Origin of the sequence: Stenotrophomonas sp., from assembly GCF_032056425.1 — a bacterium.
Lineage (GTDB): Bacteria > Pseudomonadota > Gammaproteobacteria > Xanthomonadales > Xanthomonadaceae > Stenotrophomonas.
The window spans coordinates 14,911-32,559 of the sequence record NZ_DAMBCN010000026.1 but is presented as its reverse complement, the minus strand read 5'-3'; the positions used below and the strand labels follow the sequence as shown (position 1 = coordinate 32,559).

The following is a 17,649-nucleotide window of genomic DNA, read 5'->3' as shown; positions in this document are numbered from 1 at the left end:
ACCGCATGGCACTGACGCTCTCCAAGGAATCCCTGAACGCCGAGAAGGCCGGGCAGTGGTTCGATCGGCTGCAAAGTCTGCAGATCACCCGCCGCCTGGGCCTGATGGCGATGATCGCCGTCGCGGTGGCGGCAGGCCTTGCCGTGTTCTTCTGGGCACAGAAGCCGGGCATGGTGCCGCTGTATACCGGCCTGGACCAGAAGGCCACCGCCGAAGCCACCGACCTGCTGCGCGCCGCACAGATTCCGTTCGAACTGGATCCGGCCACCGGCGGGATCGTGGTGCCGGAAAAGAACCTGCACGATGCGCGCCTGAAGCTGGCCGGCTCCGGCCTGACCGACAGTGGCAAGCTGGGCTTTGAACTGATGGAGCGCGACCCCGGCTTCGGCGTCAGCCAGTTCGTGGAAAGCGCGCGCTACCAGCACGCGATGGAAACCGAGCTGTCGCGCACCATCAACACGCTGCGCCCAGTGCGCGATTCGCGCGTGCACCTGGCCATTCCCAAGCCCAGCGCATTCACCCGCCAGCGCGATGTGGCCAGCGCCTCGGTCACCCTGGAACTGCGCGGCGGCCAGCAGCTGGAACGCAGCCAGGTCGATGCCATCGTGCACATGGTGGCCGCCAGCATTCCCGACCTGGCCCCGGAACGGGTGACCGTGGTCGACCAGAGCGGCCGCATGCTGAGCGTGAGCGACCCCAACAGCGAAGCGGCCGTCAACGCCGCCCAGTTCGAACAGGTGCGCCGCCAGGAAACCTCGTTCAACCAGCGCATCCGCGAACTGCTGGAGCCGATGACCGGCCCGGGCCGGGTGAATCCGGAAGTGACCGTGGACATGGACTTCTCGGTCACCGAGGAGGCGCGCGAACTCTACAACGGTGAACCGCAGAAGCTGCGCAGCGAGCAGATGAGCGAGAACACCAGCACCACGCCGGGCCCGCAGGGCGTGCCGGGGGCGACCAGCAACAGCCCGCCGGGCCAGCCGGCCGCGCCGCCGACCGCGCAGACGCCGACCGAAAGCAGCAAGAACGCCACCCGCAACTACGAGCTGGACCGCACGCTGCAGCACACCCGCCAGCCGGCCGGCCGCATCAAGCGCGTGTCGGTGGCGGTGCTGGTGGACAACGTGCCGCGCGCCGGTGCCAACGGCAAGGTCGCCCCGCAGCCGCTGTCGGCCGCCGAGCTGACCCGCGTGGAAGCGCTGGTGAAGCAGGCCGTGGGCTTCAACGCAGAGCGCGGCGATACCGTGTCGGTGATGAATGCCCCGTTCGTGCGCGATACCACGCCGGTGGAAGGCCCGGCCTGGTGGGAACTGCCGTGGGTGCACGATGCCGGCCGCATGCTGTTGGGTGCGGTGGTGGTGCTGGCCCTGCTGTTCGGCGTGCTGCGCCCTGCCCTGCGCGCCATTACCGGGCAGACCAGGAAGGAAGACGAGGCTGCACTGGAACCGCACAGCGCGGACGTGCAGCTGGTGGATGACGATGGCACCCCGCTGCCGGCGCTGGGCGCCGACCGGGCCAGCCTGGGCGGGGCCGAAGCACTGGCCCTGCCGGTGGATTCATATGAGGAACGACTGCGCATGGCCCGTGAAGCCGTAAAGACCGACTCCAAGCGCGTGGCCCAGGTGGTCAAGGGCTGGGTGGCCAATGACTGAGGCACAACTGACCGGCGTACAGCGCGCTGCCGTGCTGCTGCTGTCCCTGGGTGAGCTGGACGCGGCCGAAGTGCTGCGCCACATGGAGCCCAAGGAAGTGCAGAAGATCGGCATCGCCATGGCGACCATGACCGACATCACCCGCGAGCAGGTGGAACGGGTGATGGACCAGTTCAGCCAGGAACTGGGCTCGAAGACCTCGCTGGGCGTGGGTTCGGACGACTACATCCGCAACATGCTGGTGCAGGCACTGGGCAGCGAAAAAGCCGGCAACCTGATCGACCGCATCCTGCTGGGCCGCAACACCACCGGCCTGGATGCACTGAAGTGGATGGACCCGCGCGCGGTGGCCGACCTGGTGCGCAACGAGCACCCGCAGATCATCGCCATCGTGATGGCCCACCTGGAAACCGACCAGGCCGCCGATGCACTGAAGCTGCTGCCCGAACGTACCCGCGTGGACGTGCTGCTGCGCATCGCAACGCTGGACGGCATTCCGCCCAATGCGCTGAACGAACTGAACGAGATCATGGAACGCCAGTTCGCCGGCAACCAGAACCTGAAGTCGTCCAACATCGGCGGCGTGCAGTGCGCGGCCAACATCCTCAACTTCATGGACAGCGGCCAGGACCAGGCGATCCTGGGCGAGATCGCGCGCATCGACGCACCGCTGAGCGGCCGTATCCAGGACCTGATGTTCGTGTTCGACGACCTGGTGGACCTGGACGATCGCGAAATGCAGCTGGTGCTGCGCGAAGTGAGCGGCGAGCGCCTGGGCCTGGCCCTGCGCGGTGCCGACATCAAGGTGCGCGACAAGATCACCCGCAACATGTCCCAGCGTGCCGCCGAAATCCTGCTGGAAGACATGGAAGCACGCGGCCCGGTGCGCCTGTCCGACGTGGAAGGCGCGCAGCGCGAGATCCTGGCCATCGTCAAGCGCATGGCCGATGAAGGCACGGTCACCATCGGCGGCAGCGCGGAGGCCATGCTGTGAGCAACGTCGTGCGCTGGCTTGCCCCGGACCTGCTGGCCCAGCCCGAACCGGAGCTGGAAGAGGAAGACGTGTTCGAGCTCACCGAACCCGACCCGGAACACGAGCCGGAGCCGGTGCTGCAGCTGCCCACGCTGGAAGAGATCCAGGCGATCCAGGACAGCGCGGAAAAGGAAGGCTTTGCCCAGGGCCACAGCGATGGCTATGGCCAGGGCCAGGCCGAGGTGCGCCGCCTGGTCGCGCAGATCGAAGGCATCCTGGACAACTTCAGCCGCCCGCTGGTGCGCCTGGAAAATGAAGTGGTCGGTGCGCTGGGCGAGCTGGCCGTGCGCATTGCCGGCGCCCTGGTCGGCCGCGCCTACGAGGCCGACCCGGCCCTGCTGGCGCAGCTGGTGGGCGAAGCCGTGGACGCGGTCGGCGGCGCCACCCGCGAGGTGGAAGTGCGCCTGCACCCCGATGACATCGCCGCCCTGTCACCGCTGCTGACCCTGTCACCGCAGCAGCGGCTGGTGCCCGATACCAGCCTGAGCCGCGGCGACCTGCGCGTGCACGCCGAAGCGGTGCGCGTGGATGGCACCCTGGAAGCACGCCTGCGCGGCGCCCTGGATGCGGTGATCCGCCAGACCGGAGCCAATGCATGAACACCGATTCGCACCTGCCGCCGCCGGCCGACTGGACCGTGGCCCGCAACCTGCGCCTGGCTGGCCGCCTGGACAGCCTGCGGGTGGATACCGCGCACGGACGCGGCCTGATCCGCGAGGGCGTGCTGCGCCGCGCGGTGGGCCTGACCCTGGAAGCGGTCGGCTGCGAGGCCCCACTGGGCGCCAGCTGCAAGGTGGAAGTGGTCGACGGCGGCTGGGTGGATGCCGAAGTGGTCGGCTTTGCCGGCGAACGTACCTACCTGATGCCCAGCGCCGAGCTGCACGGCCTGCTGCCCAACGCGCGCGTGGTACCGTCCGCGCGCCGTGGTGGCGTGGAAGTGGGCGAAGGCTTGCTGGGCCGGGTGATCGACAGTGATGGCGTGCCGCTGGATGGCAAGGGCCCGATCCGCGCCGAAGGCCACGTCGGCATGGCCGGCGTGTCGATCAACCCGTTGGCGCGCGAACCGATCACCCAGCCGCTGGACGTGGGCGTGCGCGCGATCAACGCACTGCTGCCGATCGGCCGTGGCCAGCGTGTGGGCCTGTTCGCCGGCTCCGGCGTCGGTAAATCGACGCTGCTGGGCATGATGACCCGTTACACCGCGGCCGACGTGATCGTGGTTGGCCTGATCGGTGAACGTGGCCGCGAAGTACGCGATTTCGTTGAAACCACGCTGGGCGAAGAAGGCCTGCGCCGCGCGGTGGTGGTGGCCAGCCCGGCCGACCGTCCGCCGCTGGCGCGCCTGCACGGCGCCTACCGCGCTACCGCCATTGCCGAATGGTTCCGCGACCAGGGCCTGAACGTGCTGCTGCTGATGGATTCGCTGACCCGTTTCGCCCAGGCCCAGCGCGAGATCGGCCTGTCGGTGGGTGAACCGCCGACCACCCGCGGCTATCCGCCGTCGGTGTTTGCCAAGCTGCCGGCACTGGTGGAACGTGCCGGCAACGGCGCCAAGGGGCGCGGTTCGATCACCGCGTTCTACACCGTGCTGACCGAAGGCGATGACCCGCAGGACCCGATTGCCGATGCGGCGCGCGCCATCCTCGACGGCCATATCCTGCTGTCGAGGCGGGTGGCCGACAGTGGCCTGTACCCGGCCATCGACGTGGAATCGTCGGTCAGCCGCGTGGTCACGGAAATCGCCGACGAACCCTGGCGCCTGCGCATCCGCAAGTTGAAGCGCCTGGTGTCGGCCTACTCGGCCAACCGCGACCTGATCGCCATTGGCGCCTACCAGCGCGGCAACGATGCTGCGACCGACGAAGCACTGGAACGCTGGCCGGAAATCATGGAATTCCTCGGCCAGGACGTGGCCAAGGCCGCCGATCTTCCGCACAGCCAGGCCGCGCTGCAACGCCTGGTGGAACAAGAGAACTAAGCCATGACACAGTCCAAGCGCATCGACCCGCTGTTGAAGCGGGCGCAGGAACACGAAGACGCGGTGGCCCGCGACCTGGCCGAGCGCCAGCGCGTGCTCGATACCCATCTGTCACGGCTGGACGAACTGCGCCGCTACGCCGAGGAGTATGCAAACGCACAGATGGCCGCCACCAGTCCGGCGCAGCTGCTCAACCGCCGTGCCTTCCTGGACCGCCTGGACAGCGCGGTGGAACAGCAGCAGCAGACCGTGAACGGCAACCGCGAAAAGGTGGAAGCCGAGCGCGCGCGCCTGATCCTGGCCAGCCGTGACAAGGCAGTGCTGGAACAGCTGGCCGCCAGCTACCGCGCCCAGGAGAAAGTGGTGACCGACCGCCGCGACCAGCGCGAGATGGATGACATCGGCGCCCGCCGCGCCCGCCTGGCGCAGGCCACGGATCCGGACAGCGACCCGCAGGGAGGCCGCGCGTGATGCCTTCCCTGTTGACCGGTAACAGCACCGCCGCCGGCACCACCGGTTCCACCGGCAGCAGCGCGCGCAGCAACCGCAGCGACGCTGGAAGCGGCAGCGGTTTCGACCAGATGTTGCAGGGCGGCAGCAACACGCCTGCCGCCAAGACCGCAGGCAGCCCAACGAAGCCGGCGACCAAGCCGACCAGCGCCGATGCAGGCAACGCCGACGCGCGCACGCCGCCGGCCACGTCCGCGGACGCAACCGACGCCGACGCGACAACGACCGGGGTCGCCGCCAGCACGACCGACAGCACGGCCCCGGCCACCGACAAGGATGCACCGACCGACAGCGACGACGCGCCGTGGCCGCCGCTGGGCCTGGCCGGGCTGGCGCTGATGGTGCCGCCGGTGGCCGACCCCAGCGTGCCTGCAGTGCCCAACGCGGCGGGCGCGGAGGCCGACGCCCTTCCCAGCGCGGTTCCGGCTGCACTTCCCACGCTGCCCGCCGCGGCCACCGCCACCAGCACGACGCCAGCCACCGGCGTGGCGACGGCCGCCGCAGCCGATACCGATGGCGAAGGCATCGAACTGCCACTGCCCGGTACGGTGCTGGCACAGGCCACGCTGGATGGCGCGGACGATGCGGACAGCCTGTTCGGCAGCGATCGCAGCGTGACCGCACCGCTGCAGGTGGCCCTGCCCGCCGCCCTGCAGGACCTGAAGGCCGCGCTGGCCAGCACGCCGGTGTTCACCGGCGACCCCACCCCCACCCCGGTGCTGGGCGATGAAGGCTTCGACCAGGCCATCGGCGCCCGCGTCGGTTGGCTGGCGGACCAGAAGATCGGCCACGCCCACATCACCCTGAACCCCGAAGACCTGGGCCCGGTGGACGTGCGCCTGCAGATGAACGGCGACAAGGTGCACGCCAGCTTCAGCAGCCCGCACGTGGATGTGCGCCAGGCGCTGGAAAGCAGCCTGCCGCGCCTGCGCGAACTGCTGGGCGAACAGGGCTTCCAGCTGGCCCACGCCGATGTGGGCCACCACAACAACAGCGACGGCGGAACGTCGGGCCAGAACAGCGGCAGCGGCAACGGCCGCATCGGTGACGGAGAACCGTCGCTGGGCGACACCACGGTGTCGGCGGCGCAGCTGATCCGCCAGCGCGGATTGCTGGACGCCTACGCGTAACGCAAGGCCAACCAAGGTTGGCCACTACCGGGAACGGGGTGCCGACGGAAATCCGTCGCCGCCCTTCCCCACCCTTGCGGCACACCCCTTGCATAGCCCTGTGAAGCAACCCCTGAGGAGCTTCACCCCGTGGCCGCAGCCGCTGACAAAACCAAGAAGACCGCCGACAAGGACAAGAGCGCCAAGCCGCGCAGTCCTCTGCTCATCACCGCCCTGGTGGCCGTTCTGGCCGCAGGTGCCGCCGGCGCCGGCGTCTGGTTCTTCACCCAGAGCAAGCACGAACCGGCCACCGCCGAAGCCCCGAAGAAGGGCGCCACCCCGGCCCCGGCCCAGTACTTCGCGCTGGAACCGGCCTTCGTGGTCAATCTGAACGGTCCGATCGACGGTCCGCGCTACCTGCAGGTGGAAGTGCAGCTGATGACCCGCGATGCCGCTGCGCTGGAGGCGATCAAGACCCATGCGCCGGCACTGCGCGCCAATCTGCTGATGCTGTTCTCGCAGGTCAGCCCCGACCAGATTGCCGATGTGGCCGGCAAGCAGAAGCTGCAGGCCGAATCGCTGGCCGCCGTGCAGAAGGTGCTGAAGGCCGAGACCGGCAGCAACGGCGCCGACGATCTGCTGTTCACCAGCTTCGTGACCCAGTAAGGGCCTACCGATGAATGACCTGCTGTCCCAGGATGAGATCGATGCCCTGCTGCATGGCGTGGACAGCGGCGCGGTCGAAACCGATCCGGAGCCGCCGTCCGGCGAAGCCCGTTCCTACGACTTCGCCAGCCAGGACCGCATCATCCGCGGTCGCATGCCCACGCTGGAAATGGTGCACGAGCGTTTCGCCCGCCTGTGGCGCATCGGTCTGTTCAACCTGATCCGCCGTTCGGCCGAGCTGTCCGTGCGCGGCATCGAGCTGATCAAGTTCAACGACTACATGCATTCGCTGTATGTGCCGACCAACCTGAACCTGATCCGCTTCAAGCCGCTGCGCGGCACCGGCCTGATCGTGTTCGAGCCGACCCTGGTGTTCGCCATCGTCGACAACTTCTTCGGCGGCGACGGGCGCTACCCCACCCGCATCGAAGGCCGCGAATTCACCGCCACCGAAATGCGGGTGATCCACCTGCTGCTGAAGCAGACCTTCGCCGATCTGCGCGAAGCCTGGGCGCCGGTGATGGAAGTGGATTTCGAATACATCAATTCGGAAATCAACCCGCACTTCGCCAACATCGTCACCCCGCGCGAATACGTTGTGGTGTGCCGCCTGCACGTGGAACTGGACGGCGGTGGCGGCGATATCCACGTCACCCTGCCGTACTCGATGCTGGAACCGATCCGCGAACTGCTGGACGCCGGCATCCAGAGCGATCGCAACGACCGCGATGCCAGCTGGGGCGTGATGCTGCGCGAACAGCTCAACATCGCCGAAGTGACCCTGTCCAGTGTGCTGGCCAGCAAGCGCATGACCCTGCGTGACCTGACCCAGCTGAAGGTGGGCGACATCCTGCCGATCGAGCTGAACACCCAGGTGCCGCTGTGCGTTGAAAACATCCCCGTGTTCACCGGCGAATTCGGCATCGCCAACGGCATGAACGCCGTGAAAGTCACCGCTACCCATCCGCCGGGGACCCGCCCGCGCGTACCCGTCCTCCAGGAAGACCCGCAATGAACGATATCGACGCCCTCGAACCGACCCCGGCCCAGTTCGGCAGCCTGCAGGCCGATGAAACACAGGGTCCGGACCTGAACCTGGACGTGATCCTGGACGTGCCGGTGACCCTGTCGCTGGAAGTCGGCCGCGCCCGCCTGCCGATCCGCAACCTGCTGCAGCTCAACCAAGGTTCGGTGGTGGAACTGGAACGCGGCGCCGGCGAATCGCTGGACGTGTTCGTCAACGGCACCCTGATCGCCCACGGCGAAGTGGTGGTGATCAACGACCGCTTCGGCGTGCGCCTGACCGATGTGGTCAGCCCGAGCGAGCGGATCCGGAGACTGCGTTGAGCCTGCTGCTCGCCACCGCGCAGGCCGCTGCGAAGGCAACACCGCAGATCGGCCAGCATGCCGCCACCGCACCGAGCCTGTTCGGCGCGGTGCTGGCCCTGCTGGCCGTGCTGGCCCTGGTGATCGGCCTGGGCTGGTTGCTCAAGCGCCTGCCCGGCAGCGGCTTCCGCCCGGCCGAAGGCATGAAGCTGGTGGCCAGCCTGACCGTAGGCGCCAAAGAGCGCGTGGTGGTGGTGGAAGTAAACGGCCAGCAGCTGCTGCTGGGCGTCACCGCCGGCAGCATCAATACCCTGCACACCCTGTCCGAGCCCCTGCCGCCGCCGGCGCCGGTGCGCGTGCCGGACCTGAAGAACCTGCCGAATTTCGCCCAGCTGCTGCAACAGCGGCTGCGCAAGGACCCCTGACATGCGCGTGACCCGTTGCCGCTTTGCCACCCTGATGCCGTGGCTGATCCTGATCGCCCTGTGCCTGCTGCCCGCGCTGGCGTTTGCCGCGCCGGGCGCACCGCCGTCGCTGCCTGATGTAAACGTGGGCAAGATCGGCGGCGCGCCGGTCAGCCTGCCGCTGCAGACCCTGCTGCTGATGACGGCGATCACCCTGATTCCGTCGATGCTGCTGGTGCTGACCTCGTTCACCCGCATCATCATCGTGCTGGGCCTGCTGCGCCAGGCGCTGGGCACCGGGCAGACGCCGTCCAACCAGGTGCTGCTGGGCCTGGCCCTGTTCCTGACCGCGATGATCATGCTGCCCACCTGGGACAAGGCGTGGAGCACCGGCATGGCGCCGTACCTGAACGGCGATATCGACTTCCAGACCGCCTGGACGCTGACCACCCAGCCGCTGCGTGCCTTCATGCTGGCGCAGATCCGCGAAACCGACCTGATGACCTTCGCCGGCATTGCCGGCCATGGCACCTACGCCAGCCCCGACGCGATTCCGTTCCCGGTGCTGGTCGCCTCCTTCGTTACCAGCGAACTGAAGACCGCCTTCGAGATCGGCTTCCTGATCTTCATTCCGTTCGTGATCATCGATCTGGTGGTGGCCAGCGTACTGATGTCGATGGGCATGATGATGCTGTCACCGATGCTGGTGTCGGCGCCGTTCAAGATCCTGCTGTTCGTGCTGGTCGATGGCTGGGTGCTGACCGTGGGTACGTTGGCGGCCAGCTTCAATCCGGCGTGAATCAAACATGCACCGCCGGGCGTGGCCCGGCGCTACCAATGGAACAACTATGTCTCCCGAACTTGCCCTGACTGAACTGCGTGGCGGCCTGATTACCGTGTTGTGGGTGGCTGGCCCGCTGCTGTTGACCGTGCTGGTGGTGGGCGTGGTGGTGGGTGTGGTGCAGGCCGCGACCCAGTTGAACGAGCCCACCATCGCCTTCGTGGCCAAGGCCGCAGCACTCACCGCCGTGTTGTTTGCGCTCGGCAGCCTGCTGATCGGCCATCTGGTCGAATTCACCACGCTGCTGTTCCAGCGCATTCCACACCTGATCGGCTAGGAACTTCGCCGCGATGGACGCCGCCACCCAGATGGCCGCCGACGGCCTGCAGGCCTTCGGCATGATCGGCACCGTGCTGTGGACCCTGCTGCGCTTCGGCGCGGTGGCCATGGCCATGCCCATGGTCGGTACCCGCGCGGTGCCGGCCCGCGTGCGGGTAATGCTGGCGGCCACGCTTTCCATCGCGCTGGCCCCGCTGCTGCCGCCGGTACCGGACTGGACCGGCTTCGACGCCGCCACTGTACTTACCATTGCCCGCGAACTGGCCATCGGTGTGTCCATCGGCTTCCTGCTGCGGCTGATCTTCGAGGCCGGCGCGCTGGCCGGCGAACTGGTGGCCCAGGGTACCGGCCTGGCCTTCGCACAGATGAGCGACCCCCTGCGCGGCGGTACCTCTGGCGTGATCGGGCAATGGTTCTACCTGCTGTTCGGCCTGCTGTTCTTCACTGCCAACGGCCACCTGGCACTGATCTCACTGGTGGTGGAGAGCTACCGCGCACTGCCCATCGGTGCACCGCTGCCCGACCCGCAGGCCTTCTTCAGCATCGCACCCACCTTCCTGCTGACGGTGATGCGCGGTGGCCTCACCCTGGCCATTCCGCTGGTGGTGGCCATGCTGGCGGTCAACCTGGCCTTCGGCGTGCTGGCCCGCGCGGCGCCCGCACTGAACCCCATCCAGCTGGGCCTGCCGGTGTCGCTGCTGCTGGGCCTGTTCCTGCTCACTCTGCTGGCCGGAGAAATGGGCCCGCCCGTGCAGCGCATGTTCGACGCCGCATTCGAGGCCGCCGGCGCCGTCACTCAATGAGAACTTCATCACATCTTGTTGATTGCCCTGCCCCCCCGGTCACGCGTTACAGTGAATGCGCGGCGACCAGGGGGACGCCGCACGCGGCCGACGCTGCACACGGCCGTTTGCCGTAGCCTTGCCCCACCGTAGTTTTTCCGTTGACAGGCAGGTCCGGGAGACTGACGAATGCTGGTAGGCACGTATAACCCATGGCTGGTGGTCACCTCGCTGCTGGTGGCGGTCATGGCTTCGTATACCGCCCTGGCCATGGCTGGGCGCACGGTTACCGCACCCGGCCGCGGGGCCACCTGGTGGTGGCGGCTGGGCGGCGGTTTCGCCATGGGCCTGGGCATCTGGTCCATGCACTTCATCGGCATGCTGGCCTTCGACCTGCCCATTCCACTGGGCTACGACCTGCCCATCACCCTGGTATCGCTGGCACTGGCCATCGCCTCGTCGGTGTTCGCGCTGTGGCTGGTGTCGCAGCGCACGTTGCCGCATGGCCGCCTGGCCGGCGGCGCCGTGTTGATGGGCACCGGCATTGCCAGCATGCACTACGTGGGCATGGCCGCGCTGCGCATGCAGCCGGGCATCGACTACCAGCCAGTATGGCTGGCGCTGTCGCTGCTGGTGGCCGTGGCCGCATCGTGGACCGCGCTGTACGTGGCCTTCCGGCTGCGCGCACAGAACACCCGCAACGTTGATCGGCTGACCGCCGCCGGCCTGCTGGGCCTGGCCATCGTGGGCATGCATTACACCGGCATGGCCGCTGCCCGCTTCCCCGAAGGCAGCGTGTGTGGGGCCGCCGTCGGCGATGGCCTGCGCAGCACCTGGCTGGCGGTGATGGTGGTGGTGCTGACCGTGGCCATCCTGGCGGTGGTGCTGGTGGTGTCCTGGCTGGAACAGCGGGTGGAGGCGCAGCTGCTGCGGTTGCGCAATTCGCTGCTCAGCACCTCGTTGACCGACGCCCAACAGGAACTGACCCAGGCCGCACTGCACGACCCCCTTACCCGCCTGCCCAACCGCCTGCTGCTGCAGCGCCGGATCGTGCAGGCGCTGGCCGAGGCCGAACAGGGCGGCAGCCGCTTCGCGGTGATGTTCATGGATCTGGACGGCTTCAAGCAGGTGAACGATGCCTACGGCCACCAGGCCGGCGACGCCCTGCTGGTGGCCGTGGCCGAGCGCACCCGCCAGCTGCTGCGGCCCAACGACATGCTGGCCCGGTTGGGCGGCGACGAGTTTGTGCTGGTGGTGCGCATCGAACACGACGAAGACCTGCCGACCCTGGCCCGGCGCATCCTGGAAGCGGTAGGCGGCGGCCCGCTGCTGGCCGACAACGAAATGCAGGTGACCGCCAGCATCGGCGTTGCCATTTGTCCCGACCACGCCGCCAGCGAACGCCAGTTGATGGCCTTCGCCGATGCGGCGATGTACCAGGCCAAGGAATCGGGCCGAAACGCATTCGTGCTGTTCGCCGACTGGATGAACGACAGCGCCGAACAGCAGTTCCGCCTGCTGGCCGACCTGCGCCGGGCGATCGGTACCGACCAGTTGTTCCTGCACTACCAGCCCAAGATCCGCGTGGCCACGCAGGCCGTGGCCGGTGCCGAAGCGCTGATCCGCTGGCGCCACCCCGAACAGGGCCTGATCCCTCCGGACCGCTTCATCCGTCTGGCCGAGCGCAGCGGCGCGATCAACGATATCGGGCGCTGGGCGCTGGAACAGGCCTGCCAGCAACTGCGTCGCTGGCACGATGGCGGCCATGACAGCTGGTCGATGTCAGTGAACCTGTCGCCGGTGCAGTTCAGTTCGCCGCACCTGCTGCGCGATGTGGAAGATATGATCGAGCGCTATGCCATCACCCCGCGCCACCTGGTGCTGGAAATCACCGAAAGCACGGTGATGCGTGATACCGACACCAGCCTGCGCCTGCTGCAGAGCCTTTCGGCGCTGGGCGTAGGCATTTCCATCGACGATTTCGGTACCGGCTATTCCAGCCTGCTGTACCTCAAGCGCCTGCCGGCCACCGAGATCAAGATCGACCACGCCTTCGTGCGCGACCTGGAACACAGCCCCGAAGACGTGGTGATCGTCTCGGCCATCGTGGCCCTGGGCCACGCGCTGGACATGGACATTGTGGCCGAAGGCGTGGAAACCGCCCCGCAGCGCGCCTATCTGGAACGGCTGGGCTGTGACTACCTGCAGGGCTACCTGCTGGGCCGGCCGGTGGACCCGGCCCGTTTCATGCAGCTGCACGACCTGCCGCGGCCGCGGGTAGAGCTGGCCAACCCACCGCCGCACTGATCGGTCAACGATTGCCCCCCCGGCCTGCTTCGGCGTCGCCGTCCACACGAACTGAGCGTGTGGACGGCGATCATGCTCCGCGCAGAGCCAGCAGCGGGCTACTTCACCCGCAGGTTGATGGATATCTGCTGCCGAACAAATCGCGCGGTAGAAGTCTCATCGATGATGGACTGTTCAAGCGGACGGCCCTTTGCATCCAGGAGCGACACCGTAAACATGTCATACCCTCCGGTACTGGCGTCGGCATCGCGTGCGACACGTAGCAGATAGGGCGCCGACAGCGGCGTGGCAAGAAGATTGAACGCTTGGTTCTCCTTGACCTCGACAATCACTGAACTGTTGCGGGCTTGCACGTGCGGATCCAGCGAGTCCACCTTGACCAGAAAATCCAGCGTAGCGACCGCGCCTGAATGCCTGGCCGTTACGGATCTGTTGGCCGCAGGTGCAGCGGTTGCGGTCCCTACACCTCCCACCAGCAATGCTGCGGCCCCCATGGGCGCCAATCTCAGCAGTTGGCGACGACGATCATCGAATTTTTCCATGGATCATTCCTCCAGAAAGTGGCTTATTCGAAAACCGGGACATCTTCGACATAGCAGATATGACGATTGGTGCAGCCCCGGTTGTTCGTACCGGTACAGTCAGTGGTATTGGTGCAGCTGACGTTGCAGCTTGGATTGGAACAACCGCTGTTCGCCTTGGGGCTGATACGGTCGCCCCTGCGCTGCAGAGACTGTGCTGCTTCGTCAGTGATGCTCACGGCACCGGACGACGTCACCGCAATGTCTGCGGAATGCCCTTTTCACCACTGAGGTTTGACACACGGTGGAAGAACACCTGGTAGCGATCATCAGCGCCGAATGTCTGTTGCACATTGATGTAAAGCCGGCGGACAGATTCGATGTTCTCCGAATGCACATGAAGGCGCAGCGTGATCCGGAAGTCCTGCTGGAGCCCCTGCATCTGCACGAGATTGTTCCAGATGACATCGAACGTGCCGGACTTGTTCGCCAGAAGCCGGGTTCTGTCGTGCCATTCCGCATCGCCGTCGAGGGTTATCTGGTAATTGTTGTGCCTGATTGCGACGAGATCTTCGAACACACGCCTCTGCATCATTGGCGCCGCCAGCCTTGACGACAGTGCCGATGTTGTCAGCCAACCCGCTCGCCTAGAGGTCCTGATGACGAACCCTGCCCTGCTTCGACACAGAGATGGTCGAAGGATCAATCCCTTGAACTGCCATGGCTACATTTCCTCGTTGGAAGAACGTTGCTTGTTCCAGCAATACAGGTGACACAGGACCGAGCATCATCGCGCCTGTTATTTTCTGTCAACATTATCTTTGCGTAGGTATTTTCCTACACCACCGTCTCGCGCAGTGGATTGTCGGATTCACCCGGCCCTGCCGATAGAGGGCAGCCGTCAGCGGACGGAACCATGGACCGCTGAAATGCGCTGAGACATTTCGGAACAGTTCTTGCAGGCACCCCGGCACTCCCCGCCGTAGTGCACCGCGATGTCCGAGAACGAAGACGCAGGCGAAAAAACCGAACAACCCACAGAAAAACGCCTGCGCGATGCCCGTGAACAGGGCAACATCCCGCGCTCGCGCGAGCTGGCCACCGTGGCGGTGTTCGGTGCGGCGGTCATCGCCATCATGGCCACCAGCAGCTCCATCGCCGCCGGCGGCCACGCCTGGATGCGCGCCGCGCTCAGCCCCGAGCCGGCCCTGTGGCAGAACCCGCAGGCCCTGTTCGGCCACTTCGGCTGGCTGTTCCTGCGCCTGATCCTGGCCTGCTGGCCGCTGCTGGTGGTGTGCTTCCTGGCCAGTTTCCTGTCGCCGCTGGTGATGGGCGGGCTGCGCTGGTCGAACAAATCGCTGATACCCGACCCCAAGCGCCTCAGCCCCATTGCCGGCCTGAAGCGCATGTGGGGTGCCGAGGCGGTGGCCGAGTTCACCAAGTCGCTGCTGCGCGTGGGCTTCGTCGGCGCCGCCGCGACCCTGGTGTTCGCCAGCAGCTTCGATGCCCTGCGCGGGCTGTTGCACCAGCCGCTCGAGTCGGCCATCGGCCACGGCCTGGGCTTCACCCTGAAGCTGCTGCTGGCCACCGCCGGCGCCATGTTGCTGCTCGGCGCCATCGATGCGCCGTACCAGCGCTGGAACTGGATGCGCAAGCTGAAGATGACCCGTGAAGAGCTGCGCCGGGAAATGAAGGAAAGCGAAGGCAGCCCGGAAGTGAAGGGGCGCATCCGCCAGCTGCAGCAGCAGATGGCCAACCGCCGCATGATGGAAGCGGTGCCCACCGCCGACGTGGTGGTGGTCAACCCCACCCACTACGCGGTGGCCCTGAAGTACGAAGGCAGCCGCATGAGCGCCCCCACCGTGGTCGCGCTGGGCGTGGACGAAACCGCCCTGCGCATCCGTGAAGTGGCCGACGGCAACAAGGTGGCCATCGTCTCGGCCCCGCCTTTGGCACGCGCCTTGTATCGGGAGGGTCAACTCGGCAAGGAAATTCCCGTGAGACTGTATTCAGCCGTCGCCCAGGTGCTGTCCTACGTCTACCAGCTGCGCAGCTGGCGGACCGGCCCGATGCCGTCCACTCCCCACATCGATGTGGATGAATTCGGCACTGGAGGCCGCCCATGAACGCCCAGACCTCTGGTTTCAACAGCCGCCGCGTGCTCGACATGATCCGCCAGGGTCTTGGCGCGCCGCTGATCGTGCTGGCCCTGCTGGCCATGGTGGTGGTGCCGCTGGCCGCCCCGGTGCTCGATGCGCTGTTCACCTTCAACATCGCCATCTCGCTGATGGTGCTGCTGGCGGTGGTCTACGTGAAACGTCCGCTGGATTTCACCATCTTCCCCATCGTGCTGCTGGTCACCACCATGCTGCGCCTGGCGCTGAACGTGGCTTCCACGCGCGTGATCCTGCTCAACGGCCAGAACGGCCACGAAGCGGCCGGCAAGGTGATCGCTGCCTTCGGCGAGTTCGTGATCGGCGGCAACTACGCGGTCGGCATCGTGGTCTTCGCGATCCTGACCATCATCAACTTCGTGGTCATCACCAAGGGCGCCGGCCGCGTTTCGGAAGTGACCGCCCGCTTCATCCTGGATGCCATGCCCGGCAAGCAGATGGCCATCGACGCCGATCTGAACGCCGGTTTGCTGACGCGTGAAGAAGCCAAGGCCCGCCGTGAGGAAGTGCGCGAGGAAGCCGACTTCTACGGTGCGATGGACGGCGCCAGCAAGTTCATCCGCGGCGATGCGATCGCCGGCATCCTGATCCTGTTCATCAACATGCTGGGCGGCCTGGCCGTGGGCGTTCTGCAGCACGGCATGCCCTTCGGTCAAGCGGCCGCCACCTATACCCTGCTGTCCATCGGTGACGGCCTGGTGGCGCAGCTGCCGGCCCTGCTGGTGTCCAGCGCCGTGGCCATGCTGGTCACCCGCGCCTCGCGCTCGCAGGACATGGCACAGGCCATGACCGGCCAGGTGTTCGGCCAGTACCGGGCGCTGGCGATCACCGCCGGCATCATCGGCCTGGTCGGCCTGGTGCCGGGCATGCCGAACGTCGCTTTCCTGACACTGGCGGCGATCCTGGGCTTCATCGCGTGGAAGCTGTACCGCAAGACCCAGCTGCCGGCCGCCGACGATGCCACCAAGGCCGGCGAGAACGGCCCGGTGAACGCGCTGGGCCGCCCCGCCGCCCCGGCACCGACCGCCGAACTGAGCTGGGACGAACTGCGCCCGGTCGATCCGCTGGGGCTGGAAGTGGGCTACCGGCTCATTCCGTTGGTGGACAGCAACCAGGGCGGCGAGCTGATGGCGCGCATCAAGGGCGTGCGCCGCAAGCTGACCCAGGACGTCGGCTTCCTGATTCCCTCGGTGCATATCCGCGACAACCTGGAACTGCCCGCCAACGCCTACCGCGTGCTGGTGCACGGTGTGCCGGTGGCCACGGCTGAGATCCACCCCGACCGCGAACTGGCACTGGACCCGGGCAGTGCGCTGGGCCCGCTGGAAGGTATTGCCGGCAAGGACCCCGCCTTCGGCCTGGATGCCACCTGGATACAGCCGCACCAGCGCGCACAGGCCGAAACCCTGGGCTACACCGTGGTTGACCCGGCCACCGTGGTCGCCACCCATCTGTCGCACCTGATCCGCGAACATGCGCCGGAACTGCTGGGCCATGAAGAAGTGCAGCATCTGCTGGCCAACCTGGCCAAGAGTGCGCCCAAGCTCGTCGAAGATCTGACGCCCAAGGCGCTGCCGCTGTCGGCCGTGGTGCGTGTGCTGCAGAACCTGCTGGTTGAACGCATTCCGATCCGCCAACTGCGCAAGATCGCCGAGGCACTGGTCGAGCACGCCCCGTCCAGCCAGGACCCGGCCACCCTCACTGCCGCCGTGCGCAACGCGCTGGGCCGCTTCATCGTGCAGGAAATCGCCGGAATGTCGGCGGAGCTGCCGGTGTTCACCCTCAACCCGCAATTGGAACGTGTCTTGCAGGAGTCCACGCAGGGCAACGGCGCCGCGCTGGAACCCGGACTCGCTGAGCGACTGCACCAGAGCCTGGCCGAATGTGTCAGCAAGCAGGAAGCCCGCAACGAGCCCGCGGTTGTGCTGGTACCGGGCCCGGTGCGCGCCGCGCTGGCCCGCCTGGTCCGCCACAGCGTTCCGTCGCTGTCGGTCCTGGCCTACAGCGAGGTGCCGGAGGACAAGCGCCTGAAGCTGGTCGGAACGATCAGCTGACGCCGCCCACCGT

Annotated in this window: 18 protein-coding genes; 16 read left to right on the top strand and 2 right to left on the bottom strand. The window is 66.9% G+C overall.

The window, feature by feature from the left end; all coding sequences use genetic code 11:
* The first annotated feature begins 5 nt into the window (after positions 1–5).
* The 14 genes from fliF to RTY46_RS15855 all read left to right on the top strand — a co-directional run bounded on the left by fliF (position 6) and on the right by RTY46_RS15855 (position 12,887).
* Positions 6–1,652: a flagellar basal-body MS-ring/collar protein FliF gene (fliF, locus tag RTY46_RS15920; RefSeq protein ID WP_312709581.1), complete on the top strand. Its 1,647-nt coding sequence runs from the start codon at positions 6–8 to the stop codon at positions 1,650–1,652.
* 7 nt (positions 1,653–1,659) lie between these two features.
* Entirely contained in the window at positions 1,660–2,646 is a 987-nt protein-coding gene (gene fliG / locus RTY46_RS15915; protein WP_108751550.1) for a flagellar motor switch protein FliG, read from the top strand.
* The gene (locus RTY46_RS15910; protein ID WP_312709579.1) at positions 2,643–3,284 is read left to right on the top strand and encodes a FliH/SctL family protein; all 642 of its coding nucleotides are present in this window, start codon (positions 2,643–2,645) and stop codon (positions 3,282–3,284) included. Before fliG ends, RTY46_RS15910 begins: the two co-directional genes overlap by 4 nt.
* Complete coding sequence (locus RTY46_RS15905) at positions 3,281–4,663, top strand: FliI/YscN family ATPase (RefSeq protein WP_312709577.1); 1,383 nt, start codon at positions 3,281–3,283, stop codon at positions 4,661–4,663. Before RTY46_RS15910 ends, RTY46_RS15905 begins: the two co-directional genes overlap by 4 nt.
* Positions 4,664–4,666: 3 nt before the next feature.
* Positions 4,667–5,134, top strand: a complete 468-nt coding sequence (gene fliJ, locus RTY46_RS15900) for a flagellar export protein FliJ (protein WP_312709576.1) — start codon at positions 4,667–4,669, stop codon at positions 5,132–5,134.
* Positions 5,134–6,303 carry a flagellar hook-length control protein FliK gene (locus RTY46_RS15895; RefSeq protein WP_312709575.1) on the top strand — a complete coding sequence of 390 codons (1,170 nt, stop codon included), beginning with the start codon at positions 5,134–5,136 and terminating at the stop codon, positions 6,301–6,303. Before fliJ ends, RTY46_RS15895 begins: the two co-directional genes overlap by 1 nt.
* Positions 6,304–6,432: 129 nt before the next feature.
* Positions 6,433–6,948: a flagellar basal body-associated FliL family protein gene (locus RTY46_RS15890; RefSeq protein ID WP_312709574.1), complete on the top strand. Its 516-nt coding sequence runs from the start codon at positions 6,433–6,435 to the stop codon at positions 6,946–6,948.
* Between the two features lie 10 nt (positions 6,949–6,958).
* Complete coding sequence (fliM, locus tag RTY46_RS15885; protein WP_312709573.1) at positions 6,959–7,963, top strand: flagellar motor switch protein FliM; 1,005 nt, start codon at positions 6,959–6,961, stop codon at positions 7,961–7,963.
* Positions 7,960–8,295, top strand: coding sequence for a flagellar motor switch protein FliN (gene fliN / locus RTY46_RS15880; RefSeq protein WP_108753035.1), 336 nt, complete (start codon positions 7,960–7,962; stop codon positions 8,293–8,295). The genes fliM and fliN overlap by 4 nt, the downstream gene beginning before the upstream one ends.
* Entirely contained in the window at positions 8,292–8,699 is a 408-nt protein-coding gene (gene fliO, locus RTY46_RS15875) for a flagellar biosynthetic protein FliO (protein WP_108749554.1), read from the top strand. The genes fliN and fliO overlap by 4 nt, the downstream gene beginning before the upstream one ends.
* A 1-nt stretch (position 8,700) precedes the next feature.
* Positions 8,701–9,477, top strand: coding sequence for a flagellar type III secretion system pore protein FliP (gene fliP / locus RTY46_RS15870; RefSeq protein WP_312709572.1), 777 nt, complete (start codon positions 8,701–8,703; stop codon positions 9,475–9,477).
* Between the two features lie 49 nt (positions 9,478–9,526).
* Positions 9,527–9,796, top strand: coding sequence for a flagellar biosynthetic protein FliQ (locus RTY46_RS15865; RefSeq protein ID WP_005413254.1), 270 nt, complete (start codon positions 9,527–9,529; stop codon positions 9,794–9,796).
* Between the two features lie 13 nt (positions 9,797–9,809).
* The gene (fliR, locus tag RTY46_RS15860) at positions 9,810–10,601 is read left to right on the top strand and encodes a flagellar biosynthetic protein FliR (protein ID WP_312709570.1); all 792 of its coding nucleotides are present in this window, start codon (positions 9,810–9,812) and stop codon (positions 10,599–10,601) included.
* 168 nt (positions 10,602–10,769) lie between these two features.
* Positions 10,770–12,887, top strand: a complete 2,118-nt coding sequence (locus RTY46_RS15855; protein WP_312709568.1) for an EAL domain-containing protein — start codon at positions 10,770–10,772, stop codon at positions 12,885–12,887.
* Positions 12,888–12,985: 98 nt separating this feature from the next.
* Here RTY46_RS15855 and RTY46_RS15850 read toward each other — a convergent pair whose 3' ends face one another.
* Positions 12,986–13,429: a hypothetical protein gene (locus RTY46_RS15850; protein ID WP_312709567.1), complete on the bottom strand. Its 444-nt coding sequence runs from the start codon at positions 13,427–13,429 to the stop codon at positions 12,986–12,988.
* A 232-nt stretch (positions 13,430–13,661) separates the two neighbouring features.
* Positions 13,662–13,988, bottom strand: a complete 327-nt coding sequence (locus RTY46_RS15845; protein ID WP_312709566.1) for a hypothetical protein — start codon at positions 13,986–13,988, stop codon at positions 13,662–13,664.
* A 415-nt stretch (positions 13,989–14,403) separates the two neighbouring features.
* Here RTY46_RS15845 and flhB point away from each other — a divergent pair, with 415 nt between their 5' ends.
* A complete protein-coding gene (gene flhB / locus RTY46_RS15840) occupies positions 14,404–15,534 on the top strand; it encodes a flagellar biosynthesis protein FlhB (RefSeq protein WP_312709565.1) in 1,131 nt (376 codons plus the stop codon).
* A complete protein-coding gene (flhA, locus tag RTY46_RS15835; protein WP_312709564.1) occupies positions 15,531–17,636 on the top strand; it encodes a flagellar biosynthesis protein FlhA in 2,106 nt (701 codons plus the stop codon). The genes flhB and flhA overlap by 4 nt, the downstream gene beginning before the upstream one ends.
* Positions 17,637–17,649 lie beyond the last annotated feature (13 nt).